This is a genomic window from Erwinia typographi, from assembly GCF_000773975.1.
Classification (GTDB): Bacteria; Pseudomonadota; Gammaproteobacteria; order Enterobacterales; family Enterobacteriaceae; genus Erwinia; species Erwinia typographi.
Window position 1 is genome coordinate 103,121 of record NZ_JRUQ01000037.1, and the last position, 26,831, is coordinate 129,951.

Genomic DNA, 26,831 nt, shown 5'->3' on the forward strand with positions numbered 1-26,831 from the left:
TCCACACAGGGAGTGTAACTATTACGTGCTGGCGAGTAAATAACCTAATTTAGCCTTTATCAACCACCCCAATACGCCACTGGGCAGGGGGCAGCGTGCCGTTGACCGCAAAATCGCCCACGATGCGATCTTTATAAATACGCGGATTATGCGAGGAGAGGGTGCGGGCATTTCGCCAGAAGCGGTCCAGCGCCAGAGGTTTAAGAGTGGCGGATGCCCCCAGCGCGTCGAAGATAATCGTCGTGGCGTTGAGTATCAGGTCGCTCACCACATTCAGGGACTGGGAGACCTCCAGCTCGGCGATGGCATTCACCTGGACTTCCTGCTGCTCGTCTCCAGCAAAGCGGGCATCAAATGCGCGTTGCAGCGCCTCGGCGCTTTTCAGCACGATTGCCCCGCTGGCGTAAGCCGCCCCGCGTACGCGTCCCACCACCTGCAAGATTTGTGGGTCCTGAGCAACGCGCGGGCCGTTGCCAATGCTGTAGGTCCGTTTACGCGCCGCCACCTGCCCGGCCAGCTCGTTACTCTGCGCCCGACCAATGCCTGCCAGCGTTGCCAGATGGATCAGCTGATAGAAGCCGGGAGCGTACCGGAACTTGCTCTCAGAGTAGATTTCATCTTCAGTGAGAAGAACATTGTCGAAAACCGCCGTCCCGCTGGCCGTCAGAGTCTGACCAAAGCCGTTCCAGTCATCAATAACGCTAACTCCATCCGCCGTGCGGGAGACGGTGACCGCCGCCGTTTCGCCCTTTTCATCAGTGATGCCGACATCAATCCAGTCGGAGTAGAGTGAGCCGGTGGTATAAAACTTTGTGCCGTCAAGACGCCACTGCTTGCCGCTGCGTCGCACCTGGGTGGAGAATTCCTGCTGCTTTACGTCGCCTGCTTCGCTCCAGGCCGGGCCAACGATATCGCCTCTGCCAAGCAGCGGAAGCCATTTCTCACGGCGCTGTCCATTTTCGCCGTTAAGGACGTTTTCCACAAAGCCAAGATGACCGCGAATTGACTGCACCAGATTAGAATCGGCTTCAGCCAGCTCAGTTAACAAATTGAACAGCTCTGGCAAGGTGACGCCGCTGCCGCCATACTCCGGCGGGACCCGCAGCGCGGTGAAACCACTCTGCTTGAGCCACTCAATTTGTTCAAAAGGCAGCTGACGCTGTAATTCACGTTCTATCGCCCCCTGCCGGATTCTGGCGAATAAAGGGCGAAAACGTTCCGCCAGCTGTTCATAATTTGTTGAAGGTGCGGATCCCCAGCCTGAATCAAATTGTGACATTACGCGACCCCGATCGGTTAATTCTCAATGAAGGAAAGGACTTTACAGTAATTTGATGATGTAACATGTCAAATCCTGCAAGGATAACGCTTTTAAGTTATAAGCTAATTCAGCTGAATGTATAACTTTAGCTATCTGAATTTCTCATATTGACTTCCACTATTGATATTTGCCACCTCTTATTCAGTGTGTTTTATTCGATTTATATTCTAAAAAATAATTCTTAACGCTTCCCATTCCTCCCGTTATTGCGCTTGTCATTTGAGTCAGGGGAGGTTTTGGCTGTTACAAGGGAAATCGCAATCGACATGAACCTTCAACTCAGGCCGGGAGTGCTGACTGCACTCCTGGCAACTCTGACGCTATGCCTGACCGCGCCGGTGAAGGCACAAGCCTCTCCTTCAACAGGCGACAGGCAAGCGGATGACGGCGGCGTACTGGTTTATCTGCATGAGCAGGAACCTCCCTGCCTGTGGGGCGGATGGGTTCAGCAGGCCTATTTGTCACGCCAGGTTTTCGACTATCTGGTCAGCTATGATAACGGGCAGATTCGCCCGTGGCTGGCGACCAGCTGGGAGGAATCAGAAGATCGTAAGACCATTATTTTCCATCTGCGTAAAGACGTGAAATTTACCGATGGAGATAAATTCAATGCGGATGCGGTAGTCGCTAATTATCCAGCCTGGCAGAAAGGAATAGGCTGGCACGGCTTCACTTATATGACCGGATTTACCCGGATAGATGACTATACCGTAGCGCTGCATTTGTCCGAACCGAATCCGGAAATATATAATATTCTCGCCAACGGGCATTACGGTTTTCAGTCTCCTGATTCACTCATCCATAATAGCAGCGAACAGAAATGCTTAAGGCCGGTCGGCACCGGTCCCTGGAAAGTGGTGAAATGGTCACGCGGGGAGAAGATCGATTTTGTGCGTAATGATGATTATCGCTGGGCTCCTCCCAATGCACACCATAATGGTCCGGCTTATATAAAACACCTTGAGTGGAAGTTTGTGCCAGACGCTACCACCCGCTGGGGAGCGCTGATTAGCGGTGGGGCAGATGTCATTTACCAGCCGCCTTCCGCACAGTGGCAAGCGTTGCAGCGTGAGTATCAGACGCTCTCCTTTGTGGCGACAGGTCGACCCCAGGCGTTCTCATTTAACGTGCAGCGCGGGCCGTTCACCGACCAGCGGGTGCGCCAGGCCTTTGCTTATGCTCTTGACCGCAAACAGATTATCAAAACGGTGTTTAAAGGCGCGGTGCCTTATGAAGGCAACGGCTCGCTGAGCAAGACCACGCCACTCTATCTCAACGTTGACGATCGCTACTCGCTGAATGTTGCCAAGGCTAATCAGCTGCTTGATGACGCTGGCTGGACGGGCCGTGACGCCGAGGGCTATCGGGTTAAAGAAGGGAAAAGGCTGGAAGGGCGCCTGCCCTTTATTCAGGCCATCATCGACCAGGAAGGGGCGCTGATGCTACAGGCGGTGCAGGATCAGGTCAAACAGGTGGGGATCAAGATTGATCTGATCCCGCTGACGCAGACCGAGGGCTTTGCCGGGGCGATGTCCAGGCCTGCGGATAAGGAGATCAGCTTTGGTTACTGGGTCTGGCCTTCCCCGAACATTCTGGACATCGTTTACAACCCGCTGCTGAACGGCGCGTTCAATGGCAATAACACCAGCTTTTTCAATAACCCGAAAATCGAAGCTCAGATCCTTGATGCCCAGCGTGAGCCGGACCCGGCGCTGCGCCAGCAGAAATTTGCCGTGCTCCAGCAGTGGTTTGACGATCAGGCGATCGCCATCGGGGGGTACAACTTCACCTATAACGTCGCCGTGGCCCATACCGTCAAAGGGCTGTGGCAGGACCAGGGCAATGGACTGCTGAATTTTAACGACGCCTATTTTGTGAAGGAAAAGCCATGACCGAAGCCTCTTCCTCGCTCGCTAAGCGCGCCACCCGCTCGGCAAGTGGCAGCGGAGCCAGCCGCTTATTGCGTACGCTTGCGCTGCGCATCGTCTCCGCCCTTTTCGTCCTGTGGGGAACGATAACGGTGACCTTTGTCGTTCTGTCGGTTCTGCCCGGCGATCGTGCCACAATCCTGCTGAACATTACTTCCGGACAGGTTATCGAGCGAACCCCGCAGGAACTGGCGCCGATTAATGCGCTGTACGGGTTCGATAAGCCGATTGGCGAACAGTATCTCCAGTATTTCTGGCAGCTGCTGCACGGCAATTTCGGCCTCTCGTTTGAGCTGCAGCGGCCCGTAGCGCACGTCATTGTGGAACAGCTGGTGCCGACCTTTACCCTGGCGATGGCTTCGCTGGTGCTGGCGTGGGCGATCGCCATTCCCTGGACCCTTCTGACGGCGGGACGCGGCAGGCGGCTGAGCGCCTCTGGCTCAGCCATTGAGACCATCATGGCCGGGCTGCCGCAATACTGGATTGGCATCCTGCTGCTGATCGTTTTCGCTATCGGCCTGCGCTGGTTCCCGGTCGTGGGCGGAACCAGCCTGATGGGCACTATTTTACCAGCCATCACGCTGGCTATTCCCCTCGCCGGTTTTATCGGCCATGCCCTGCGTGATGAGTTTGAACACAGCCTTCAGGAGCCTTTCGTCCTCTCGGCCCGTGCCCGCGGCATGAGCCTGGGCGGCGTCAGGCTGACCCACGTTCTGCGCCATGCGCTGATCCCGGCGATCACCCTCAGCGGCTGGGCTATCGGCAATTTACTCTCCGGCGCGGTGCTGGTGGAGGCGGTCTTTGCCCGTCCGGGGCTGGGCAATGTGCTGGTCAACGCGGTCAGCAACAAGGATTTTGCCCTTGTCTCCGGCATCGTGGTGCTGATCAGTTTTCTCTACATCGTTATTAACCTGGCCGTTGATTTAATTTATCTCATCGTCGATCCCAGATTACGAGGCAGATCATGACCGTACATCTTTCTGAATACGCTGGCACCGCGGTGAAACCGTCATTCTGGCGCCATTTTTTCACGGCGATTATCAGCACGCCGCTTTCGGTTCTGCTTTCCATCCTGCTGGCGCTTTTCTTTATTGTGGCAGCGATTACGCCTTCGCTGCTGGCAACCCATGACCCTTTCAGCACCGATTTGTACAACGCTTTGCAGGAGCCTTCTGCGGGGCACCTGTTCGGCACCGATGATATTGGTCGCGATCTTTACAGCAGGATTATCTGGGGCACCCGCCAGTCGCTGCTGATTGGGATAGGGGCAATGGCTATCGCCATGGTCGGCGCGATCGTTTTCGGCTTTGCCGCCGCGCTGGCCCCGCGCTGGATTGCCGGGCCGATCAACCGTCTGCTGGAAATCCTGCTGGCCTTTCCCACTCTGCTGCTGGCGCTGCTGTTTGTGGCCTTGCTTGGCCCTTCGGCCAGCAGTTTGCTGATTTCGGTCGGGATTGGGACTTCGCCAGGCTATGCGCGGCTGGTTCGGGCGCAGGCACTGAAGGTTAAGGGCTCCGGGTATGTGGAAGCGGCCAGAGCCCTGGGGCATTCGCCGCGCAAACTCTTTTTGCAGCATATCGTGCCTAATGTTTTCCGGCCGCTCTCCTCACTGGTGGCGCTTGGGATCGGCCAGTCGGTGGTGTGGGCATCGGGGCTCTCTTTCCTCGGACTGGGCGTTGTCCCGCCTTCCCCTGAATGGGGGGCCCTGCTGGAAGCGGGCAAGATCAACGTGACGGTAGCCTGGTGGCTGGAAGTGCTGCCGGGTATTGCGATTGTGCTGGTGGCGCTCTCATTTACCCAGATTGGCCGGTACGTACAGCAGCGCTCTGAAGGAGGGCAGGATTAATGAACACCGTTACTGCACCGGATAAGGTTATCGAAGTCCGCGCTCTGAACGTCTGGCATGACAGTAGGGCTGGCGTGCGTCGGCATATCGTTAAAGAGGTCGATCTGGATCTTTTTCGCGGCCAGTGCGTGGCGCTGGTCGGAGAATCAGGGTCGGGTAAGAGCGTGACGGCAAGATCGCTGGTGGGACTGGCGGGGAATCAGCTTAGCGTTGGGGCCGATATTCTTACCCTTGAAGGGGAAACCTTGCTGAACCGCAGCGATGCCTGGTGGCAGGAAGTGCGGGGGAAAAAAGTGGGTTTTATTTTGCAGGACGCGCTGGTTTCACTCGATCCTTTGCGCCCGGTAGGGAATGAGATTGCTGAGGCTTTGTCGGTACACCATTGGGGCACGCGCGCCAGCCGACAAAAGAAAGTCCTGTCGCTGCTTAATGATGTCGGCGTTCCTGAGTCGGCGCTGCGTGCAAAACAGCGCCCCGGCGAACTTTCCGGCGGGCTGCGCCAGCGAGCGCTGATTGCCTCGGCCATTGCGCTGCATCCCGACGTGCTGATTGCGGACGAGCCAACCACCGCGCTGGACGTAACCGTTCAGGCTCAGGTGCTGGACGTGCTCAGGCAGATGCTCGATCGCGGCACCAGCGTGATTCTGATCAGCCATGACCTTGCCGTAGTAGCGAAAATTGCCGACCACATACTGGTGATGCAGGGCGGGGCTATTGTTGAGGCTGGCACCGCTGAAGAAGTGCTTCAGCGGCTGCAGCATCCTTATACTCAGGCGCTGATCAAGGCTATCCCCAGTGAGCACACCAGAGGGCAGCGGCTTTCAGTCAGTGAGAAGATTTCGGCCGGGCCGCTTTTTGCCCCGGCGCAAAAATCATCCACAGAGCAACCGGAACTGCTGCTTGAAGCCCGCCATATCGTCAAGCAGTTTCGCGGGCCGGACCGTAAACTCCGCACCGCCGTGGACGATGTCTCCTTCAGCCTGAGAAGAGGTGAAACGCTGGGGATCGTGGGGGAATCGGGATCGGGTAAAACGACCCTCTCGCGGATTGCGCTCGCCCTTGAACAGCCTGACAGCGGCGAGATCCTGTTCCATGGACAGCCCTGGAGCCACGCCTCCCCAGAGGCGCAGCGGGCCATCCGTCGCCATATCTCGGTGGTTTATCAGGACCCCTTATCCTCTTTCGATCCTCGCTGGCGGGTCTCCACGCTTCTTTATGATGCGATTGCTCTCCGGCAGCCGGGCAATGAGCAGTCTCTGCGGAGCAGAGCGGTGAGCCTGCTGGAAGCGGTGGGACTTGGCGCGGAGCATCTGGAGCAGTGGCCGGTACGCCTGTCGGGTGGACAGCGGCAGCGCGTCGCAATTGCGCGCGCCATCGCCACCGACCCTGAATTAATCATCCTTGATGAGGCGGTTTCCGCGCTGGACGTCACGGTTCAGGCGCAGATCCTCGATTTGCTGGCGGATCTACAGGCGCAGCTGGGCGTGAGCTACCTTTTTATTTCCCACGATCTGGGGGTTATTCACCATATGAGTGACAGGGTGCTGGTGATGCAAAACGGCGTTGCCGTGGAGCAGGGCGAGGCCGACGAGGTCTTTTATCACCCCCGCCATCCCTATACCCAGAAATTACTCAACTCGCTGCCGCGCCTGAAAGCGGCCAGCTTCGCTTAATGACTGAAAAACGGAGTAATAATGTTACGTGAACTTATTTACAACGGTTTTTTGCACCTGACCCCGAATCATCACAGCCACGGCTACTGGCGCACCCCGGAAGGGCAGGTGCAGTATGGCTATAACCAGCTTGATGCCTACGTTAAGACGGTTAAAACGCTGGAAAAAGGGCTGTTCGATACGCTGTTTATCGCTGACGTTGTCGGCGTTTATGACCTGGATTATGGCGACGGAAAAACCACCATTCAGGCGGGGACCCAGTTTCCGGCGGCAGATCCGATCGCCATCACCTCGGCACTCGGCCTGGCGACTGAAAACCTCGGTATCGTGGTGACCAGCAACGTTATTCAGGCGCACCCGTTTTCCTTTGCCAGACAAATCTCCTCGCTGGATGAATTCACCCACGGGCGCGTCGGCTGGAATATCGTGACCTCCTATTTATCCAACGGTTTTCGCAACTACGGCTACGATGAGATTGTGCCCCACGACGAACGTTATGAGTGGGCGCAGGAGTATCTCGACGTGGCCTATAAACTTTGGGAACTGTCATGGGAAGAGGGCGCGGTACTGCACGATCCGGCGAGCAACCGCTTTTTCGATGCCGATAAAATTCACAAAATTAACCACGTCGGAAAACGCTACCGCGTTGAGGGACCGCATATTGTTGAGCCGTCGCCCCAGCGCAGCCCGGTGCTTTTCCAGGCCGGAAACTCCGAGGCCGGGCGGCGCTTCGCGGCACGCAATGCCGAAGTGACCTTCCTGCCTTCACAAACGCCTGAAACGGCCAGGAAAGACATCGCTATTTTAAATCAGGACGTCGTTGATTTTGGGCGTCGGCCAGAAGATCTGAAGAAGCTGGTGATGCTTTCCACGGTGATTGGCTCAACGGAAGAAGAGGCGAAGCGCAAACAGCAATACCTTTTCGACAACATTGATATCAATGCCCTGCAGGGCTTCTACAGCGGCGGCTCGGGGATTGACCTCTCCAGCATCGATCCCGACACGCCGCTGAAGGAATTAAGCCGACGCGAACAGTTCAGCCAGCATATGCGTTCCAAATTCCGCATTGCGGTTGACGCGGATTACGGTCAGGGCCGGGATCTGACGTGGCGTGAATACCTGTTGAAACACGCACTGTTACCAGGACGTTTTGCCGGAACACCAGAGCAGATTGCCGACAAGGTACAGGCGTTTGCTGATGCGGGCGTTGATGGTTTTAACGTGGTGCCCATTACCACGCTGGGCTGGTGGGAGGAGTGGGTAGAGCATGTGGTTCCGGTATTGCAAAAGCGCGGCCTTGCACAGAAAGACTATAAGGAAGGCACGCTGCGGGAGAAAATCTTCGGTCAGGGCAGCCAGCTGGCAGCCTCACATCCGCAAAGAAAACTTTCGTTATAGGGCTATCGCCGCGACCTTAAAGAGAAGAATGTTTGCTGGCGCTGAAAAATAGCCGCCCGTTGTGCAATCAGAGAGCAACCTTTCTGATTGCACGCCAACCCTTCACTCATGCCCGCTCTGCAACGCCCATACCGCCGCTTCGACGCGCGATTTCAACTTCATTTTTTTCAGCAAATGCTTTACGTGAACCTTCACGGTGCTTTCGGTGATGGAGAGCTTGCGGGCAATCGCCTTGTTGGTCATGCCCTGGGCGATCAGCCTCAGGATATCGCGCTCGCGGCGAGTGAGCTGCTCAATGTCCCGTTCCTCGCCTGGACGGGTTTCACGCAGGCTGGCGACCAGCACGTTGGTCAGGGTTTCGCTCAGCACCATCTGCCCGGCGGCGGCCAGGTGCAGCGATTTCAACAGCTCTTCCGGCTCCATATCCTTCAGCAAATAGCCGTCGGCCCCGCGCTTTAGCGCATTGACTACGTCGTCCTCATGATTAGAGACGCTGAACACCACAATGCGCCCGGACAGCTCAATGGTTCGCAGCTGAACCAGCGTATCGAGGCCGTTCATGCCGGGCATGTTGAGATCCAGCAGGATCAGGTCGGGGTCGTATTCTCCGGCCAGCGCGACGCCCTGCGCGCCGTTTCCGGCTTCGGCCACCACCTGTAGCCGATCGTCCAGCTCAATCAGCTGCTTTACGCCATTGCGCAGCATCGGGTGATCGTCAATCAGTAATATGGAGGCGGCTTCTTCTTTCACAGGGCGATCCTTTTGGTCAATACGTCGGCTGGCAAGGCGGGCGTTGCGGACTGTATTTTACGTATCCTGGCGAGCATCCCTATACCACTTAAGGGGTAATCATTTATTTCTTCGTCAGGCCATGGGTTAAGTATAGTGCAGGATTTATTTTACAAACCTGATAATTAACAGGCAGTTATTTTCTCTTTCCAGGCTACTCCTTTGGGAGTCTCCCGGCCAGTCACGGCGACAACTACCCGTTGACTTGTTGATTTGCGTCAACCTGGAAGCAGGAGGCGATAAGCAGGATGTCTGGAAATACCTTCTGTAAATGAGAAAATTATGTCGTTACATACTTCAACACCGCCGGTAAAAGGTGGGACGGTGATTCAGGACTGGCAGCCTGAGGATACCGAATTCTGGCAGCAGCACGGCAAGCGCATTGCCAGCCGCAATCTGTGGATTTCCGTGTTCTGTTTGCTGCTCGCCTTCTGCGTCTGGATGCTGTTCAGCGCCGTCACCGTCAACCTTAATAAGGTTGGTTTCAGCTTCACGACCGAACAACTTTTCCTGTTAACCGCGCTGCCCTCCGTCGCCTGTGCGCTGCTGCGCGTGCCTTATTCTTTCGTGATCCCCATTTTTGGCGGTCGCCGCTGGACCGCGTTCAGCACCGCGATCCTGCTGGTTCCCTGCCTGTGGCTGGGATTTGCCGTGCAGGACATCAGCACCTCGTTCTCTACTTTTATGGTTATCGCGCTGCTGTGCGGCTGCGCCGGGGCAAACTTCGCTTCCAGCATGGGCAACATCAGCTTTTTCTTCCCTAAGTCGCAGCAGGGCGGGGCGCTGGGGATTAACGGCGGATTAGGTAACCTCGGCGTCAGCGTGATGCAGTTCTTTGCCCCGCTGGCGATCTCCTTCGGCATTTTCAGCCTGTTTGGCGGCGGCTCGCAAACGGCCGCCAGCGGCGAGGTTATCTGGCTGGAAAACGCCGCGTGGCTCTGGGTGCCGTTTCTGATCGTCGGCACGCTGCTGGCGTGGTTTGGCATGAACGATCTGGCGTCAAGCAAATCCTCGCTGCGTGAGCAGCTGCCGGTGCTGAAGCGCGGGCATCTGTGGATTATGGCGGTGCTGTATCTGGCGACCTTCGGTTCCTTTATCGGCTTCTCGGCAGGCTTTGCCATGCTCTCCAAAACCCAGTTCCCTGAAGTGGTGATCCTCAAATACGCCTTCTTTGGCCCTTTCCTCGGCGCACTGGCCCGTTCGGCTGGCGGGATGCTTTCTGACAAGTTTGGCGGCGTACGCGTCACGTTAATCAACTTTATCGTGATGTCCGTTTTCAGCGGTCTGCTGTTTATGACGCTGCCGACCGCCACTTATGCCGGTTCATTTATCGCCTTCTATAGCGTGTTCATGATTCTGTTTATCAATGCCGGACTGGGCAGCGGTTCCACCTTCCAGATGATCGCGGTGATATTCCGTAAGCAAACTCTGGATCGGGTGAAGGCTCAGGGGGGCAGCGATGAGCATGCTCAGCGCGAAGCGGTAACCGAAACCTCGGCTGCGCTTGGCTTCATCTCCGCTATTGGCGCCGCTGGCGGCTTCTTTATTCCGCAGATGTTCGGCACTTCGCTGGCGATGACCGGCTCTCCGGCGGGCGCGATGAAAGTCTTCCTTGGGTTCTACCTGCTCTGCGTGGCGATTACCTGGCTGGTTTACGGCCGCAAAAAAGCGAACTGAGAGGCTTGCCCGGCCGGTTTCGGCTGGCCGGGCAAGGGTACTCCTTAAAAGTCAGGAGAGTAGTTATCCTCCTGACAGGAACGCAGGATTTTATATTTAAGCTTTATCTTTCAATAAGATGTAGTTGTTATCTACCCTGCCTCTTTAGTGGTATTTAGACCGAAACCCTTGGGTTTAACATGGTTATCTGTTGATCGTCATCAATCTGCGGCCGGAGAGGGCTCAGTACTCTGCTCGCGGATTAAGCAATGTCGTTGCATCACCTCTAACAATATCAAGCCTTCAGGAGAATTCCGGATGAGCAAGTTTCTTGACCGGTTTCGTTACTTTAAGCAGGTAGCGGAACCCTTTTCTGGTCAGCATGGCCAGACGCTTAACGCTAACCGTGACTGGGAAGACGGCTACCGTAGCCGCTGGCAGCACGATAAAATTGTGCGTTCAACCCACGGGGTAAACTGTACCGGCTCCTGTAGCTGGAAGATTTACGTGAAAAACGGCCTGGTCACCTGGGAAACCCAGCAGACTGACTATCCGCGCACCCGCCCGGATTTGCCGAACCACGAGCCGCGCGGCTGCCCGCGTGGGGCTAGCTACTCCTGGTATCTTTACAGCGCCAACCGCCTGAAATATCCGCTGATGCGTAAAAAGCTGATCAAGCTGTGGCGCGAAGCGAAAGTTCAGCACAGCGATCCGGTGGACGCCTGGGGCTCGATTGTCAGCGATCCTGAGAAAGCGAAAAGCTACAAAATTGCCCGTGGACGCGGCGGCTTCGTGCGCTCCAGCTGGCAGGAAGTCAACGAGCTGATTGCCGCTTCCAACATCTACACGGCGAAAACCTTCGGCCCGGATCGCATCATGGGCTTCTCGCCGATCCCGGCGATGTCGATGGTGTCCTATGCCGCCGGCGCGCGATATCTCTCGCTGATTGGCGGCGCGTGCCTGAGCTTCTACGACTGGTATTGCGACCTGCCGCCCGCTTCGCCAATGACCTGGGGCGAGCAGACCGACGTGCCGGAGTCCGCCGACTGGTATAACTCCTCGTACATCATTGCCTGGGGCTCGAACGTGCCGCAGACCCGCACGCCAGATGCCCACTTCTTTACCGAAGTTCGCTACAAAGGCACGAAAACGGTGGCGATCACCCCAGACTATGCCGAAGTCGCCAAGCTTTGCGATCAGTGGCTGAACCCGAAACAGGGCACCGACAGCGCGATTGCGCTGGCGATGGGCCACGTCATGCTGAAAGAGTTCCATCTCGATCGTGAGGTAGGCTATTTCCGCGACTACGTTCGCCGCTATACCGATATGCCAATGCTGGTGCTGCTGGAGCCGCGCGAAGAGGGCTTTTACGCCGCCGGTCGCCAGCTGCGCGCCAGCGATCTGGTCGATGGCCTGGGCCAGGAAAATAATCCCGAGTGGAAAACGGTCGCCATCAACGAGGCGGATGGCGAGCTGGTGGCCCCGCAGGGTTCGATCGGCTTTCGCTGGGGCGAGAAGGGCAAATGGAACCTCGAATCCCGCGAAGGCAAAAATCAGCGGGAAGTCGAGCTACAGCTCAGCCTGCTGGGCAGCCATGACGAGGTGGTCGACGTGGGCTTCCCGTACTTCGGCGGCATCACCAGCGAGAATTTCAACAGCGTAGCGCTGGAAGAGATTCTGCTGCACAAACTGCCGGTCAAGCGCCTGCGGCTGGCCGACGGCAGCGAAGCGCTGGTCACCAGCGTTTATGATCTAACCCTGGCAAACTACGGGTTAGATCGCGGGCTGGATGACGCCAACTGCGCGCAGAATTACGACGAGCTGAAAGCCTACAGCCCGGCCTGGGCGGAGCAAATTACCGGCGTTTCGCGCCAGAACATCATCCGCATCGCCCGTGAGTTTGCTGAAAACGCCGAGAAGACGCGCGGCCGCTCGATGATTATCGTGGGTGCCGGGATGAACCACTGGTATCACATGGACATGAACTACCGTGGCCTGATCAACATGCTGGTGTTCTGCGGCTGCGTGGGACAAAGCGGCGGCGGCTGGGCGCACTACGTGGGCCAGGAAAAACTGCGTCCGCAAACCGGCTGGACGCCGCTGGCCTTTGCGCTGGACTGGCAGCGCCCGCCTCGTCATATGAACAGCACCTCGTTCTTTTATAACCACTCCAGCCAGTGGCGCTATGAGTCGGTGAGCACGGAAGAACTTCTCTCGCCGCTGGCGGACAAAACCCGCTTCACCGGCAGCCTGATTGACTTCAACGTTCGCTCCGAACGCATGGGCTGGCTGCCCTCCGCCCCGCAGCTGAGCGCCAACCCGCTGCATATTGCCGCCGAAGCCAGCGCTGCCGGACTGTCGCCGGTCGACTATACCGTCGAAAGCCTGAAGCAGGGCAAACTGCGCTTCGCGGCCGAGCAGCCGGACAACCCGCAGAACTTCCCAAGGAATCTGTTTGTCTGGCGCTCCAACCTGCTTGGGTCATCCGGCAAGGGGCATGAATACATGCTGAAATACCTGCTGGGCACCGAGAACGGCATTCAGGGCAAAGACCTGGGCGTGCAGGGCGGCGTGATGCCGGAAGAAGTGGAGTGGCAGGATAACGGCGGCGAGGGCAAGCTGGATCTGGTGGTAACCCTGGATTTCCGCATGTCCAGCACCTGTCTCTATTCTGATATCGTGCTGCCTACCGCAACCTGGTATGAAAAAGACGATATGAATACCTCGGATATGCATCCGTTTATTCATCCGCTGTCCGCTGCCGTTGACCCGGCCTGGGAATCCAAAAGCGACTGGGAAATCTATAAAGGGATTGCCAAAACCTTCTCCGAACTTTGCCCTGGTCATCTGGGCGTGGAAACCGACGTGGTGACGCTGCCGGTGCAGCACGACTCGCCCGCAGAGCTGGCGCAGCCGTTCCAGGTCAAAGACTGGAAAAAAGGCGAATGCGACCTGATCCCTGGGCAAACTGCTCCGCACATCATCGCGGTAGAGCGTGATTACCCGGCGACTTATGAACGCTTCACCTCGCTCGGCCCGCTGCTCGACAAGCTGGGCAACGGCGGGAAAGGCATCAGCTGGAATACCCAGACCGAAGTCGATTTCCTGAAACAGCTCAACTACGTCAAGGCCGACGGCCCTGCCGCAGGCCGACCGAATATTGACAGCGCGATCGATGCGGCTGAAGTGATCCTCTCGCTGGCGCCGGAAACCAACGGCCAGGTGGCGGTGAAAGCCTGGCAGGCGCTGAGCGACATTACCGGGCGGGATCATACCCATCTGGCGCTGAATAAAGAGGACGAGAAGATCCGCTTCCGCGATATTCAGGCGCAGCCGCGCAAGATCATTTCAAGCCCGACCTGGTCAGGCCTGGAAGATGAGCATGTCTCCTATAACGCCTGTTATACCAACGTTCACGAACTGATCCCATGGCGCACGCTCAGCGGTCGTCAGCAGCTGTATCAGGATCATGAGTGGATGCGCGCCTTCGGCGAAAGCCTGCTGGTTTACCGTCCGCCTGTTGATACCCGTGCGGCCAGGCCGTTGCTCAACCAGAAGCCTAACGGCAACCCGGAGAAGGCGCTGAACTTCCTGACCCCGCACCAGAAATGGGGCATTCACTCGACCTACAGCGACAACCTGCTGATGCTGACGCTGTCGCGCGGCGGGCCCATCGTATGGATGAGCGAAGACGACGCGAAAGAGCTGGGGATTGAGGACAACGACTGGATCGAAGCCTTTAACGCCAACGGCGCGCTAACCGCCCGCGCGGTGGTCAGCCAGCGTATTCCAGCCGGGATGACCATGATGTATCACGCTCAGGAGCGCATCGTGAATATTCCCGGTTCAGAAATTACCAGCCAGCGCGGCGGTATTCATAACTCGGTCACGCGGACCTGCCCTAAACCGACCCATATGATCGGCGGCTATGCGCAGCAGTCCTACGGCTTTAACTATTACGGCACCGTAGGCTCCAACCGTGACGAGTTTGTGGTGGTCAGAAAGATGAACAACATTAACTGGCTGGATGGTGAAGGCACCGACGATTGCCAGGGCAGCCAGCAGGAGAGTCAACCATGAAAATTCGTTCGCAAGTCGGCATGGTGCTGAACCTGGACAAATGTATCGGATGCCACACCTGTTCCGTCACCTGTAAGAACGTCTGGACCAGCCGTGAAGGGATGGAATATGCCTGGTTCAACAACGTAGAGAGCAAACCCGGCGTGGGCTATCCCCATGCCTGGGAAGATCAGCAGAAGTGGAAGGGCGGCTGGATCCGCAAAATTAACGGCAGGCTGGAGCCGCGGATGGGCAACCGTCTCGGCCTGCTGTCGAAAATTTTCGCCAACCCGGACGTACCGGCGCTGGATGATTACTACGAACCCTTTGATTACGACTACCAGAACCTGCATACGGCGCCAGCTGGCAAGCATCAGCCGATTGCCCGCCCCCGCTCGCTGATCACCGGCCAGCGGATGAAGAAGATCGAAAACGGCCCGAACTGGGAAGAGATCCTCGGCGGTGAGTTCTCTAAACGCTCGGCGGATAAGAACTTCGATAACATCCAGAAGGAGATGTACGGCCAGTTCGAAAACACCTTCATGATGTATCTGCCGCGCCTGTGTGAGCACTGCCTCAATCCGGCCTGTGTGGCAACCTGCCCGAGCGGCGCTATTTACAAGCGCGGTGAGGACGGCATCGTGCTGATCGATCAGGACAAATGTCGCGGCTGGCGGATGTGCCTGACCGGCTGTCCGTACAAAAAAATCTACTTCAACTGGAAGAGCGGCAAGTCTGAGAAGTGCATTTTCTGCTATCCGCGCATTGAAGCAGGCCAGCCAACGGTATGTTCTGAAACCTGCGTTGGCCGCATCCGCTACCTTGGCGTGCTGCTGTATGACGCCGACCGCATTGAGCAGGCGGCCTCGGCGGAGAACGAAAAAGATCTCTATCAGCGCCAGCTGGATATTTTCCTCGATCCAAACGATCCGGCGGTGATTGAGCAGGCGCTGGCTGACGGCATACCGCAGAGCGTGATTGACGCCGCGCAGCGTTCGCCGGTCTACAAAATGGCGATGGACTGGAAGCTGGCGCTGCCGCTACACCCGGAATACCGCACGTTGCCGATGGTCTGGTATGTGCCGCCGCTGTCGCCAATTCAGTCGGTGGCCGACGCGGGCGAACTGGGGCACAGCGGCGTGCTGCCGGACGTGGAGAGCCTGCGTATCCCGGTGCAGTATCTTGCCAATCTGCTGACTGCAGGCGACACCGCGCCGGTGCTGCTGGCGCTGAAACGTATGCTGGCGATGCGCCACTATAAGCGTGCGGAAACGGTCGAAGGCGAAGTAGATACCCGCGCGCTGGAGCAGGTTGGGCTGACGGAAGCGCAGGCGCAGGAGATGTACCGCTATCTCGCCATCGCCAACTACGAAGATCGCTTCGTGGTGCCTTCCAGCCACCGTGAGCTGGCCCGTGAAGCCTTCCCGGAAAGTAAAGGCTGCGGCTTCAGCTTCGGCGACGGCTGCCACGGCAGCGACAGCAAATTCAACCTGTTCAACAGCCGCCGTATCGACGCCATCGATATTGGCCGTAAAACGCCGCCGCAGGAGGATCGCTCATGATGGCTCTACGCGTGATTGGTCATCTGCTGGATTACCCGAACCAGGCGCTGTTTGATCACCGCGCCGAGCTGGTCGAGGCGCTGGAAGGTTTTGACGAACTTGAGTCGTCGCACCGCACCCGGCTGGTGGAGTTTATCCGCGCTTTCTGCGCCCGCCCACTGCTGGACGTACAGGCAGACTATTGCGAGCTGTTCGATCGCGGTCGCGCCACCTCGCTGCTGCTGTTTGAGCACGTACACGGCGAGTCCAGGGATCGCGGCCAGGCGATGGTCGATCTGCTGGAGCAGTATCGTGCGGAGGGGCTGGAGCTGGACTCTAAAGAGCTGCCGGATTACCTGCCGCTTTACCTGGAGTACCTGGGTAACCGCACGATCGAGCAGGCACGCGGCGGATTGCAGGACATCGCGCCCATTCTGGCCCTGCTGGCTGCCCGGCTACAGCAGCGCGAGAGCCCTTACGCGGTGCTGCTTGATGCGCTGCTGTCGCTTTCTCACTCCGGCGTAGAGAAGGAGGCCCTTCAGCCACAGGTGGCTAAAGAGGCCCGCGATGACACGCCAGCCGCGCTGGATGCGGTCTGGGAAGAGGAGCAGGTGAAGTTCCTCGGCGAGCAGGGCTGTGCCTCTGCCCAGCAGGCGCAGCACCAGCGGCGCTTTGCCGGCGCGGTGAAGCCCCAGTATCTGGATGTGGCGCAGGCCACGGCACGATCCACAGGACACTAATCATGCACTATTTATCTCAATTCTTTTTCGATATCTATCCCTACCTGGCCGGGGCCGTGTTTCTGATTGGCAGCTGGCTGCGCTACGACTATGGTCAGTACAGCTGGCGGGCAGGTTCCAGCCAGATGCTGGATAAAAAAGGTATGCGGCTGGCCTCTAACCTGTTCCATATCGGCATTATCGGCATCTTTTTCGGTCATATTGTCGGGATGCTGACGCCGCACTGGATGTATGAAGCCTTTCTGCCGATTGACGTTAAGCAGAAGCTGGCAATGGTCGCCGGGGGGATCTGTGGCGCGCTGACGCTGATTGGCGGCGCGCTGCTGCTGAAGCGCCGTCTGACCAATCCGCGCGTGCGGGCGACCAGCAGCGTAGGGGATATTTTGATCCTGACGCTGCTGGTGGTACAGGTTTGCCTGGGGCTGCTGACCATCCCGTTCTCGGCCCAGCATATGGACGGCAGCGAGATGATGAAGCTGGTCGCCTGGGCTCAGGCCGTGGTGACTTTCCACGGCGGCGCCTCTCAGCATCTGGAGGGCGTGGCGATCGTCTTCCGCCTGCATATGGTGCTGGGCATGACGCTGTTCCTGCTGTTCCCATTCTGCCGCCTGGTGCATATCTGGAGCGCGCCGGTGGAATACCTTACCCGTCGCTATCAGATCGTGCGCAACCGTCGCTGATCGTTCTGCCGCAGGGCAACCACGCGTTATACAGGCCGGAGATTTCCGGCCTTTTTTCATTCCCGCCCGAAAGCTTTCAGGATCGCATTCAGTAATCTCTCATCGTCTTTCTGCCCGCGCCGTCCGTTATTTACATAACATCTCCTTTTCTTCACGCTGAGCAATGCTTTAACATGTCGGCTACTCCTCCGCCTCGCACTATGGATATTCAATGCGTTATCTGGCCACACTTCTTCCTGCGCTGGTTCTACTGACCGCCTGTAGTAGCCATAAGCCACCCGCAGCGGTTGAGCCACAGGGCAACCCCTTTGGCAATGGTTTCAAGCTCGACGCCGCCCACGATCAGACTCCGCTGATGGGCGATTTCGCCAACAATGCCGCCGCCGAGCGCTTTATCGATAAAATGGTGCGCGAGCATGGATTCCAGCGTCAGCAGCTGCATAACGTGCTGGCGCAGGCTAACAATCTAGACTGGGTGATCCGGCTGATGGATCGCCAGGCTCCGGCGCCGCAGGGGCCGACCGGGCCAAACGGCGCGTGGATTCGCTACCGTGCCAAATTCATTACCCCGTCTAACGTGCAGAACGGCGTGGCGTTTTGGAATCAATATCAGGGCGCGTTGCAGCGGGCTTACCAGACCTACGGCGTGCCGCCAGAAATCATCGTCGGGATCATCGGTGTGGAAACCCGCTGGGGCCGCGTGATGGGCAAAACCCGCATTATCGATGCGCTTGCCACGCTGGCGTTTAACTATCCCCGGCGGGCCGACTTCTTCAGCGCGGAGCTGGAGACCTTCCTGCTGATGGCCAGAGAAGAGGGCGACGATCCGCTGGACCTGCGGGGCTCCTACGCAGGCGCGATGGGTTACGGGCAATTCATGCCTTCTTCCTTCAAAAGCTATGCGGTGGATTTCAACGGCGATGGGCACATCAACCTGTGGGACCCGGAAGATGCGATTGGCAGCGTGGCCCACTACTTCAGCGCGCACGGCTGGGTGAAAAACGGCACGGTAGCCGTGCCGGCAACCGGACCTTCAACCACCTGGGAAACCGGCTTTAAAACCCGCTATTCGTTGTCATCGCTGGCGGCTGGCGGCTTCAGGTCGCAGCTGCCGCTGGACGGTAATCCGCAGGTCAGCCTGCTGCGTTTTGACATGGGAACCCGCTATCAGTACTGGTTCGGGCTACCTAACTTCTACGCCATCACCCGCTATAACCACAGCAATCACTACGCGATGGCGGTATGGCAGCTTGGCCTGGCGGTTCGCGACGCGCGCTAAGTTGTCAAAAGGCCTGCATCCACATGCAGGCCATACGCTATAAAGGCCGCCTGGCGTGCAGTATTGCGAGGCGGCTCGCGCGGTATAAAAATATGTATCCCACTATTAAAACTCTTTATTTCTCATCTCCCGCAGAATCCCTATGCTGAATGCAAACTACGCACACATTCAGTCATAAGAGGATCGACCATGGTTGCATCTCTGGGGAAGGTTTTTCGCCGTCATCTCATCGCCCTCGCTGCCGCTGGCGTTGTGGTTGGTCTGCATCCGGCCAGCGCGCTGGCGGCTGAAACGCTGCGTCTGGCTCATGCTTCAAGCAGCGACAGCCTGATCAACCAGGCCATGATTCGCTTTGCTGATGAAGTGAAACAAAAGTCGCACGACTCGCTGGAGATTCAGATCTTCCCTGACGGCCAGTTGGGTGACGAAGGCGCGATTGCCGATTCAACCGGATCCGGCGCCATTACCCTGGGGCTGGGAGGCGTTGTCGATGCTATCGACCCGCGCCTTAACGCCGTGTCTCTGCCTTTCCTGTTTAAAGATGCCGCGTCGGTTCACCATTTTCTTGACAGCGAGGCAGGCCATAAATTTCTCGCGATGGGCGAAAGCCGTGGCTACGTTATGCTCTCCGCGCTGGATTCGGGCTTTCGCCAGTTTGCTAACAGCAAGCGCGCCATCGTCAAGCCTGAAGACCTCAGCGGCCTGAAGATTCGCACGCCGCCGAATCCGGTGATCCTGGCAACGATCAAACAGCTTGGCGGTCTGCCGCAGTCGATTCCCTTTGGGGAAGTCTATACCTCGCTGCAATCCGGCGTGGTCGACGGCGTGGAACCCGAACTGCGCGACTTCAGCGATCAGCGCTGGTATGAAGTGGTTAAACACGTCTCAATGGCGAACTATATCTGGTCGGCCAACTTCTGGTACATGAATAAGCCCGCGTGGGATGCGCTCAGCGCGGACAATAAGGCAGTACTGAAGGCCGCCGTTGCGGATACGACCGCTTGGTATCGCGGCCAGCTCGATCAGGTTTACGCCCGCCTGACCGACCAGTTGAAAAGCAAAAAAGTCGACTTTAACGACGTCGATCGCGCGGCATTCCTGGCGAAAGTGGGGCCGGTCTATGACCAGTTCAGCAAGGCCTGGGGCGCAGATTTCATTAAGCAGCTGCGCACTGACGCTGGCGCTGAGTAAACGCTGATGACGCCCGTTCATTATGCGCCAACCAGCGGCCCTCGCTGGCTCACCCTGCTGCTGATGTGGAGTGGCGGCCTGATGTTTATGGTGACGTTTGGCTCAACGCTGCTGGGCATTATTGCCCGCTACTTCGGCTGGGTCGGGCTGGAGTGGACCTTCGAAACGGCAGAAATTTCGTTTATCTGGGTGACGTTTCTCGGCGCGGTGCTGGCCGAAATCCGTGGCGAGAACGTGCGCTTCTCCAGCCTGGTCACGCTGTGCTCAGCGGAGGTTCAGCGCTGGCTGAGGCTGTTTTCTGCGCTGGTGCTGCTTGGCCTTAGCGGCTGGCTGCTCAGCAGCGGGCTTAAGATAGTGCAAACCTCTGGCTGGGTGCCGACGCCGGTGTTACGGCTGCCTAACGCGGTGATTACCTGCTCGCTGGTGGGATTCGCTCTGATGCTGCTCTTCCTGTCGCTCTGGCGGATCTGGCACTTTTTCTTCGCGCGAGAGGATGACGCTTTATGACCATAGCGATCCTTATTAGCGCTTTTCTGCTGCTGCTGTTTACCGGCGTACCTATTGCCTGGGCCATTGCTGGCGGCAGTATCGCCGCGCTGGCCTTCGGTGACTTCCCGATGCCGTTGGCCTGGCTGGCTCAGCAGACGCTGCGCGGGGCGGATACCACTTCGCTGATTGCCATTCCGCTGTTCCTGTTTGCCGGGGAGCTGATGAACCGCGGCGGGTTGACTCACCGTATCATGCACGTCGCGGAGCACATTTTTGGGCGCTTTCGCGGTGGGTTAGGGCTGGTCAACGTGGCGACGGCTTTCGTCTACGGCGGGTTGACCGGCTCGGCGACGGCTGATACCAGCACCGTGGCCAAGGTCATGATCCCCATCATGGAGAAAAAAGGCTATCCGCGCGATTTTTCCGCCGCGGTAACGGCCGCTTCCGGCACGCTCGGCATTGTGGTGCCGCCCAGCGTCATCCTGCTGCTGTATGGCGTGATCACCAATACCTCCATCGGCGGGCTGTTTGTTGCTGGGGTGATCCCCGGCTGCCTGCTGGCCGTAGTGTTTATGCTCACCGCCTGGTATATCGGCGTGCGGGAAAACTTCCCTAAGGTGGCGGGCAAGTTTGAGTTTGCGGCGTTCCGGCGGGATTTCTGGCGGGCGCTGCCAGCGATGTGTATGCCCGTTTTCGTGCTCGGCGCGATTGTGGCCGGTTTTGTCACCGCCACGGAAGCCTCGGCGCTGGCCGTCATTTATGCGCTGGTGGTCGGCGGCCTGTATTACCGTGAGCTGAGCTGGCGCGACCTGATTCCGGCAGTGATTGAGTCGGTGGCGCTGACCGGCTCGGTGATGATCATCATGGCCGTGGCCGTTCCCTTTGGCTGGCTGCTGACCGTGACCCAGGTGCCGCATCTGGCGGCAGCGTGGATTGGCGGCCTCCATGCCGGGCCGGTGGTCACCATGCTGCTGGTGATCCTGCTGCTGAAGGTTGTGGGGTTCTGGCTCGATTTGGGACCGGCGATGATCATTCTGGCACCGATCCTGGTGCCTATTGCCAAAACGGCAGGATTTGATCCTTACCAGATCGGCCTGATCTTCACGCTGACGCTGGGTTGGGGGCTATTTACCCCGCCGATTGGCACCAATATCTTCGTGGTCTGCAACGTGGCAAAAATCGACATTGGGCCGGTCTCTCGCAGGCTGATCCCGTTCTGGTTCGCGACCGCCTTTGCCATTGCGTTGCTGATTTTCTTTCCTTCATTAACCGGGTGGTTGCCCAAAACGCTGGGTTACTGACAGTCAAACAGACGAGAACTGTGATGAAACATTTAGTTGGTGGAATATCCAGCGCTGGCCGCGCTTTGCCTGAAATCAACGGTCAGCCGCTGATGATTGAGAGAGCTGAAGGGGCCTGGCTGTGGGATTCGCAGGGCCAGCGTTGGATGGATACCGCACTGGGTTTTGGTGCCACCCTTTTGGGGCACAACCCGCCTGCGGTAGTGGATGCGGTGCAGCAAACCGTAAAGAAAATGATGATGCCAGCCTTTTCACATGCGTTGGAAGAAGAGGCCGCCGTTGCGTTAAGTGCCTTCACCGGGGAACTGAACAAGGTCATTTTCGTCAATTCAGGCAGCGAAGCCGTTCACCTGGCCTGCCGTGCGGCGCGGGCCGCTACTGGCCGTCAGAAGGTGGTGAAATTTGCCGCCGGCTACGACGGCTGGTTCGATCAGGTGGCCTTTGGTAATGCCGGTTCGCCGGTGGCTAAGATGCCGCACTCCTCCCGTCCGGAAAAGGAAGGGATGCTGCTGCTGCGCTATAACGATTTCCAGGATGTCGACGCGCTTTTTGCCGGACATGCGGATATAGCCGCAGTGGTAATCGAGCCGGTGATGGCTAACGCTGGTTGTATTGAACCGGCTGAAGGCTATCTGAAGTATCTGGCAGAGGCCGCGCATCGCGCCGGAGCGCTGGTGGTGCTGGACGAAGTCCTGATGGGATTCCGTCTGCATGTCGGGCTGTGCGGGCATTTATTCGGCGTAGACGCGGATTTTGCCACCGTCGGTAAAGCCATCGGCAATGGTACGGTGGTCGCCGCGCTGGTCGGGAAAGCGCACTGCATGGCGGTCTTTGAAGACGGTCGCGCCGTCCGGGCTGGCACCTACAGCGGCAATCCTCCGGTCTGTGCGGCGGTGATTGCCACCCTGAAAGAGCTGGCCGGAAAAGATTATATGCAGCTTCTGCGCAGCGGTGACGAGCTGTGTCGCAAGGTTATTGCGGATTGCCAGGCTAAAGGCATCGCGCTCGCCAGCTCAGGCTACGGAACGGTCTTCACTTTCTGGCCCCAGGCCTGCGCGCCGGAAAACTATGCTCAGGCGGTAGCCGCCGCCGATCACGACTGGAGTATGGCGATCCATCTTGCGCTACGGCAGCAGCAGATCCTGTCAATGCCGTCAGCCTTTGGCCGCTATTACCTGTCGTTCAGCCACGACCAGCAGGCGACAGACGCGCTGGCTTCAGCCTGTAGCGCCGCAATTATAGCGCGGTCTGCATAGGCAGCGGCTGCGCAACCGCCGCCAGTTCACGGATGAACTGGGCCAGGCGGCGCGTGCCTACGTGGGCATCTCCGGGCACTATCAGCGCCAAATTCAGCGGCTGAAGGGCAGGAAGCTGCTCGTTTTGCCCCAGAATACGCCAGTCGTCCGGGATGACGGAGGCGGGCAGCACCGTCAGCGCCTGGCCAATGCGAATGGCTGTCTGTACGCCAGCGAGGTGTGAGGAGGTGCAAACGATATGCCAGCGCAGCCGGGCTTTATCCAGCGCTCTGATCACCTGTGGTCGGGCGCGGCAGCCTTCAGGGAACAGCACCAGCGGTAGCGTGGTTTGCTGCTCCGGATAACAGTTTGGCGCGGTGCACCACAGCTGAGGCTCCTGGCGAAGAAACTCGCCGTTCTGCTCGCCTGGCTGGCGGGTCACAATGGCCATTTCCAGATGGCCGTCATTCAGCTGCTTTTCCAGCTTATAAGAGAAGTCGCTAACGATTTCGACCTGTAGCTGAGGATTACGCTGGGAGAATTTCTCGATCAGCTCTGCACCAATAGTGCCCAGATAGTCGTCAGGCATCCCTATGCGGATGCGTGATTTTGCGTCAAAGCAGCCGAGCGCCGTTAGCGCTTCCTCTTCCAACTGTTGCATTCGCCGGGCATAGCCAATCAGTTTCTCACCGGAAGAGGTCAGGCTAATTCCCTGGCGTGAGCGTTCCAGCAAACGCTGGCCCAGATGCTTTTCCAGCCGGCTCAGCATAATACTGACGGCGGCCTGGGTTTTGCCCAGCTGTTCGGCGGCCTGCGTAAAGCTCCCGCAGTCATACACCGCGACAAACGCGGCCAGGGTATCATTATCAAGGTGGCGCATAGTTCTCTCCAGTCAACATGCGAGCCATGGAATCATGCAATTCTTATTCCAGGCCAGCGGCGGTTGCGGGGCATTCTGTCGTAGCCTTCTTTATAGAGGCAAAACAGCCTGTTGTGCCAGCTCTGCCCGATCGATTGTTACGGAGCGCTTTGCTGTTGGTTCGCCATCCTCTACAGTTAAAGCCAGGGTTGACCGTGAACAAGAGGAACTTATGAAAGACTGGAACCCGGATCTCTACCGACAGTTTGAAGCGGAACGGACTCGTCCTGCCACCGAATTACTTTCCCGAATTCCCCTGAATAAGGTCAGCCATGCCACCGATCTTGGCTGCGGGCCGGGCAACAGTACCGAGCTGCTGTATCGTGCGTGGCCACAGGCCCAGATTACCGGTCTGGACAGTTCGCAGGCGATGCTTGAGCAGGCGCTGAAGCGTCTGCCGGACTGCCAGTTTATTCAGGCGGATATCCGTAGCTGGCAGGCCGAAGTCCCGCAGGAGGTGATCTACGCCAATGCTTCGCTACAGTGGCTGACCGATCACCAGCAGCTGTTTCCGCACCTGGTGGCCCAGCTTGCCCCCGGCGGCGTGCTGGCTATTCAGATGCCCGATAACCTCGATGAACCGACCCACAGCCTGATGCGCAAAGTGGCGGCAATGCCCCACTGGGCGGAAAAAATCGGCCCGGGCGCGGCCGGGCGCAAGAAAATACTCGGTATCGAGGCCTATTATGACCTGCTGAGCCAGGTTGGCTGCAAGGTCGATATCTGGCGAACCACCTACTATCATGTAATGCCTTCTCATCAGGCGATGGTGGACTGGCTGAAGGCTACTGGCCTGCGGCCGTTTCTCTCTCCGCTGGACGAGCAGGACCAGGCCGCTTTTCAGGCGCAGTACCTGCACGAGCTAAAAGCGGCCTATTCGCTCCGTCAGGATGGCAACGTGCTGATGCCTTTCCCACGGCTATTTATGGTGGCAAGCAAAGCCTGAGACGCGTGGATTTTTACTGGAAGGCCGCTCGCAAACCGGCAGCCTTCGCCTCTTTTCGCCGCCAAACAGTGGTATTCTTGCGGTTCCATCCCTGAAGGATAAGAGGAACCAGCATGACGGATGTGGAATTAATGCAGCTGAGTACGGAAGTGGGTCAGCATTTGCTGCGCCTCAGGGCTACTGTGACCACGGTCGAGTCCTGTACCGGCGGCTGGATTGCTAAAGTGCTCACCGATATTCCCGGCAGTTCACAGTGGTTTGAACGCGGCTTCGTTACTTACAGTAACGAGGCGAAAGAGGAGCTGGTTGGCGTCACGGCCGCCTCGCTGGATCGCTTTGGCGCGGTCAGCGAGCAGGTCGTGAGGGAAATGGCCGAGGGCGCGCGTCGGCTGGCTGATGCCAATTTTGCGCTTTCCATCAGTGGGATAGCCGGGCCGGATGGCGGTACGGCGGAAAAGCCGGTTGGCACCGTGTGGTTTGGCTTCGCGGCCGTCGGCAGGCCGACGCTGACCCGGCAACAGGTTTTTTCTGGCGACAGGGAAACGGTGCGCCGTCAGGCCACGGCCTGGGCGCTCCTGACCCTGCGCGATCATTTTCTCGAAAATTAAACTTGATACTGTATGACTATACAGTATAATCAGCCCCATATTATGTTATACAAAGCCGCGTGTGCGTGTGCTTTACCCCGCGTGATTAGGAGTAGAAATGGCTATTGACGAAAACAAGCAGAAAGCACTGGCAGCAGCGCTGGGCCAGATTGAAAAGCAATTTGGTAAAGGCTCCATCATGCGCCTGGGTGAAGATCGCACCATGGACGTGGAGACCATTTCCACCGGCTCCCTGTCGCTGGATATCGCCCTGGGGGCGGGCGGCCTGCCAATGGGGCGTATTGTTGAAATCTATGGCCCGGAATCTTCAGGTAAAACCACGCTGACGCTACAGGTGATCGCCTCCGCGCAGCGCAAAGGTAAAACCTGCGCCTTTATTGATGCCGAGCACGCGCTGGACCCGGTGTATGCTAAAAAGCTGGGCGTTGATATCGATAACCTGCTCTGCTCTCAGCCGGATACCGGCGAGCAGGCGCTGGAAATCTGTGATGCGCTGGCGCGCTCTGGCGCCGTAGACGTGATCATTGTCGACTCCGTGGCCGCACTGACGCCAAAAGCGGAAATCGAAGGGGAAATTGGCGACTCTCATATGGGGCTGGCGGCGCGTATGATGAGCCAGGCAATGCGTAAGCTTGCCGGTAACCTGAAAAACTCCAATACCCTGCTGATCTTCATTAACCAGATCCGTATGAAAATCGGCGTGATGTTCGGTAACCCTGAAACCACCACCGGCGGTAACGCGCTGAAATTCTACGCTTCCGTCCGTCTCGATATTCGCCGCATCGGCGCGATCAAAGAAGGCGACGAGGTGGTCGGCAGCGAAACCCGCGTGAAGGTTGTGAAGAACAAAATCGCCGCGCCGTTTAAGCAGGCTGAATTCCAGATCATGTACGGTGAAGGTATCAACATCTACGGTGAGCTGGTTGACCTGGGCGTGAAGCACAAGCTGATTGAAAAAGCGGGCGCCTGGTACAGCTACAATGGCGACAAGATCGGCCAGGGTAAAGCCAATGCTGGCAACTTCCTGAAAGAGAACGCCGCCATTGCCAGCGAGCTGGAAGCGAAACTGCGCGCCACGCTGCTGAGCAACCCGGACAGCAAGCCGGACTTTGTGGCTAGCGCTGAAGAAGTTGATGAAGCCAGCGAAACCAATGAAAACTTCTGATTTTGCCGCTGACAGCGAGTAAATCCTGTCAGAGTGAAAAAAAAGGAACGGGATAAAATCCGTTCCT

The 26,831-nt window shown here is 57.8% G+C and carries 21 protein-coding genes; 18 read left to right on the plus strand and 3 right to left on the minus strand.

The features are described from left to right. Positions 1-49: 49 nt before the first annotated feature. The gene (locus NG99_RS11930; protein ID WP_034892704.1) at positions 50-1,279 is read right to left on the minus strand and encodes an acyl-CoA dehydrogenase family protein; all 1,230 of its coding nucleotides are present in this window, start codon (positions 1,277-1,279) and stop codon (positions 50-52) included. A gap of 308 nt (positions 1,280-1,587) precedes the next feature. Here NG99_RS11930 and NG99_RS11935 point away from each other — a divergent pair, with 308 nt between their 5' ends. From NG99_RS11935 to NG99_RS11955, 5 genes are read left to right on the plus strand one after another with little or no spacing between them, the layout of a single operon-like run. Continuing rightward, the gene (locus NG99_RS11935) at positions 1,588-3,213 is read left to right on the plus strand and encodes an ABC transporter substrate-binding protein (protein WP_034892707.1); all 1,626 of its coding nucleotides are present in this window, start codon (positions 1,588-1,590) and stop codon (positions 3,211-3,213) included. Then, positions 3,210-4,217: an ABC transporter permease gene (locus tag NG99_RS11940; RefSeq protein ID WP_034892710.1), complete on the plus strand. Its 1,008-nt coding sequence runs from the start codon at positions 3,210-3,212 to the stop codon at positions 4,215-4,217. The genes NG99_RS11935 and NG99_RS11940 overlap by 4 nt, the downstream gene beginning before the upstream one ends. Further along, on the plus strand, positions 4,214-5,095 hold the full coding sequence (locus NG99_RS11945) for an ABC transporter permease (protein ID WP_034892713.1): 882 nt from the start codon (positions 4,214-4,216) through the stop codon (positions 5,093-5,095). Before NG99_RS11940 ends, NG99_RS11945 begins: the two co-directional genes overlap by 4 nt. Next, a complete protein-coding gene (locus NG99_RS11950) occupies positions 5,095-6,768 on the plus strand; it encodes a dipeptide ABC transporter ATP-binding protein (RefSeq protein WP_034892716.1) in 1,674 nt (557 codons plus the stop codon). Before NG99_RS11945 ends, NG99_RS11950 begins: the two co-directional genes overlap by 1 nt. Before the next feature lie 21 nt (positions 6,769-6,789). After that, a complete protein-coding gene (locus tag NG99_RS11955) occupies positions 6,790-8,166 on the plus strand; it encodes an NtaA/DmoA family FMN-dependent monooxygenase (protein ID WP_034892719.1) in 1,377 nt (458 codons plus the stop codon). A gap of 102 nt (positions 8,167-8,268) precedes the next feature. Here the strand turns inward: NG99_RS11955 and narL are convergent, their stop codons facing one another. Continuing rightward, positions 8,269-8,916, minus strand: a complete 648-nt coding sequence (narL, locus tag NG99_RS11960) for a two-component system response regulator NarL (protein WP_034892722.1) — start codon at positions 8,914-8,916, stop codon at positions 8,269-8,271. Positions 8,917-9,237: 321 nt separating this feature from the next. On the opposite strand from narL, the gene NG99_RS11965 reads away from it, so the two are divergent. The 10 genes from NG99_RS11965 to NG99_RS12010 all read left to right on the plus strand — a co-directional run bounded on the left by NG99_RS11965 (position 9,238) and on the right by NG99_RS12010 (position 23,147). Continuing rightward, positions 9,238-10,632, plus strand: coding sequence for a NarK family nitrate/nitrite MFS transporter (locus NG99_RS11965; protein WP_034892725.1), 1,395 nt, complete (start codon positions 9,238-9,240; stop codon positions 10,630-10,632). 297 nt (positions 10,633-10,929) lie between these two features. After that, on the plus strand, positions 10,930-14,691 hold the full coding sequence (locus NG99_RS11970; protein ID WP_034892728.1) for a nitrate reductase subunit alpha: 3,762 nt from the start codon (positions 10,930-10,932) through the stop codon (positions 14,689-14,691). Continuing rightward, the gene (gene narH / locus NG99_RS11975; RefSeq protein ID WP_034892731.1) at positions 14,688-16,232 is read left to right on the plus strand and encodes a nitrate reductase subunit beta; all 1,545 of its coding nucleotides are present in this window, start codon (positions 14,688-14,690) and stop codon (positions 16,230-16,232) included. Before NG99_RS11970 ends, narH begins: the two co-directional genes overlap by 4 nt. Then, entirely contained in the window at positions 16,229-16,951 is a 723-nt protein-coding gene (gene narJ / locus NG99_RS11980) for a nitrate reductase molybdenum cofactor assembly chaperone (RefSeq protein WP_034892734.1), read from the plus strand. The genes narH and narJ overlap by 4 nt, the downstream gene beginning before the upstream one ends. 2 nt (positions 16,952-16,953) lie before the next feature. Beyond that, positions 16,954-17,631 (plus strand): respiratory nitrate reductase subunit gamma, encoded by a 678-nt coding sequence (gene narI, locus NG99_RS11985; protein ID WP_034892737.1) that lies wholly within the window; start codon positions 16,954-16,956, stop codon positions 17,629-17,631. A gap of 211 nt (positions 17,632-17,842) precedes the next feature. Continuing rightward, complete coding sequence (gene mltB, locus NG99_RS11990) at positions 17,843-18,910, plus strand: lytic murein transglycosylase B (protein WP_034892740.1); 1,068 nt, start codon at positions 17,843-17,845, stop codon at positions 18,908-18,910. Between the two features lie 189 nt (positions 18,911-19,099). Further along, entirely contained in the window at positions 19,100-20,101 is a 1,002-nt protein-coding gene (locus tag NG99_RS11995; protein ID WP_034892743.1) for a TRAP transporter substrate-binding protein, read from the plus strand. Between the two features lie 6 nt (positions 20,102-20,107). Next, positions 20,108-20,608, plus strand: a complete 501-nt coding sequence (locus NG99_RS12000) for a TRAP transporter small permease (protein ID WP_034892746.1) — start codon at positions 20,108-20,110, stop codon at positions 20,606-20,608. Continuing rightward, complete coding sequence (locus tag NG99_RS12005) at positions 20,605-21,891, plus strand: TRAP transporter large permease (RefSeq protein ID WP_034892749.1); 1,287 nt, start codon at positions 20,605-20,607, stop codon at positions 21,889-21,891. Before NG99_RS12000 ends, NG99_RS12005 begins: the two co-directional genes overlap by 4 nt. 23 nt (positions 21,892-21,914) lie before the next feature. Next, a complete protein-coding gene (locus NG99_RS12010; RefSeq protein WP_034892752.1) occupies positions 21,915-23,147 on the plus strand; it encodes an aspartate aminotransferase family protein in 1,233 nt (410 codons plus the stop codon). Here the strand turns inward: NG99_RS12010 and NG99_RS12015 are convergent. Continuing rightward, positions 23,128-24,006, minus strand: coding sequence for a LysR substrate-binding domain-containing protein (locus NG99_RS12015; RefSeq protein ID WP_034892755.1), 879 nt, complete (start codon positions 24,004-24,006; stop codon positions 23,128-23,130). The two genes, NG99_RS12010 and NG99_RS12015, sit on opposite strands and share 20 nt — an antisense overlap. Before the next feature lie 211 nt (positions 24,007-24,217). Here NG99_RS12015 and tam point away from each other — a divergent pair, with 211 nt between their 5' ends. The 3 genes from tam (at position 24,218) to recA (ending at position 26,764) form a co-directional block, all read left to right on the plus strand. Beyond that, entirely contained in the window at positions 24,218-24,991 is a 774-nt protein-coding gene (tam, locus tag NG99_RS12020) for a trans-aconitate 2-methyltransferase (protein ID WP_034892758.1), read from the plus strand. 113 nt (positions 24,992-25,104) lie between these two features. Then, complete coding sequence (gene pncC, locus NG99_RS12025; protein ID WP_034892761.1) at positions 25,105-25,599, plus strand: nicotinamide-nucleotide amidase; 495 nt, start codon at positions 25,105-25,107, stop codon at positions 25,597-25,599. Between the two features lie 97 nt (positions 25,600-25,696). Further along, positions 25,697-26,764, plus strand: a complete 1,068-nt coding sequence (gene recA / locus NG99_RS12030; RefSeq protein ID WP_034892764.1) for a recombinase RecA — start codon at positions 25,697-25,699, stop codon at positions 26,762-26,764. Positions 26,765-26,831: the final 67 nt, after the last annotated feature.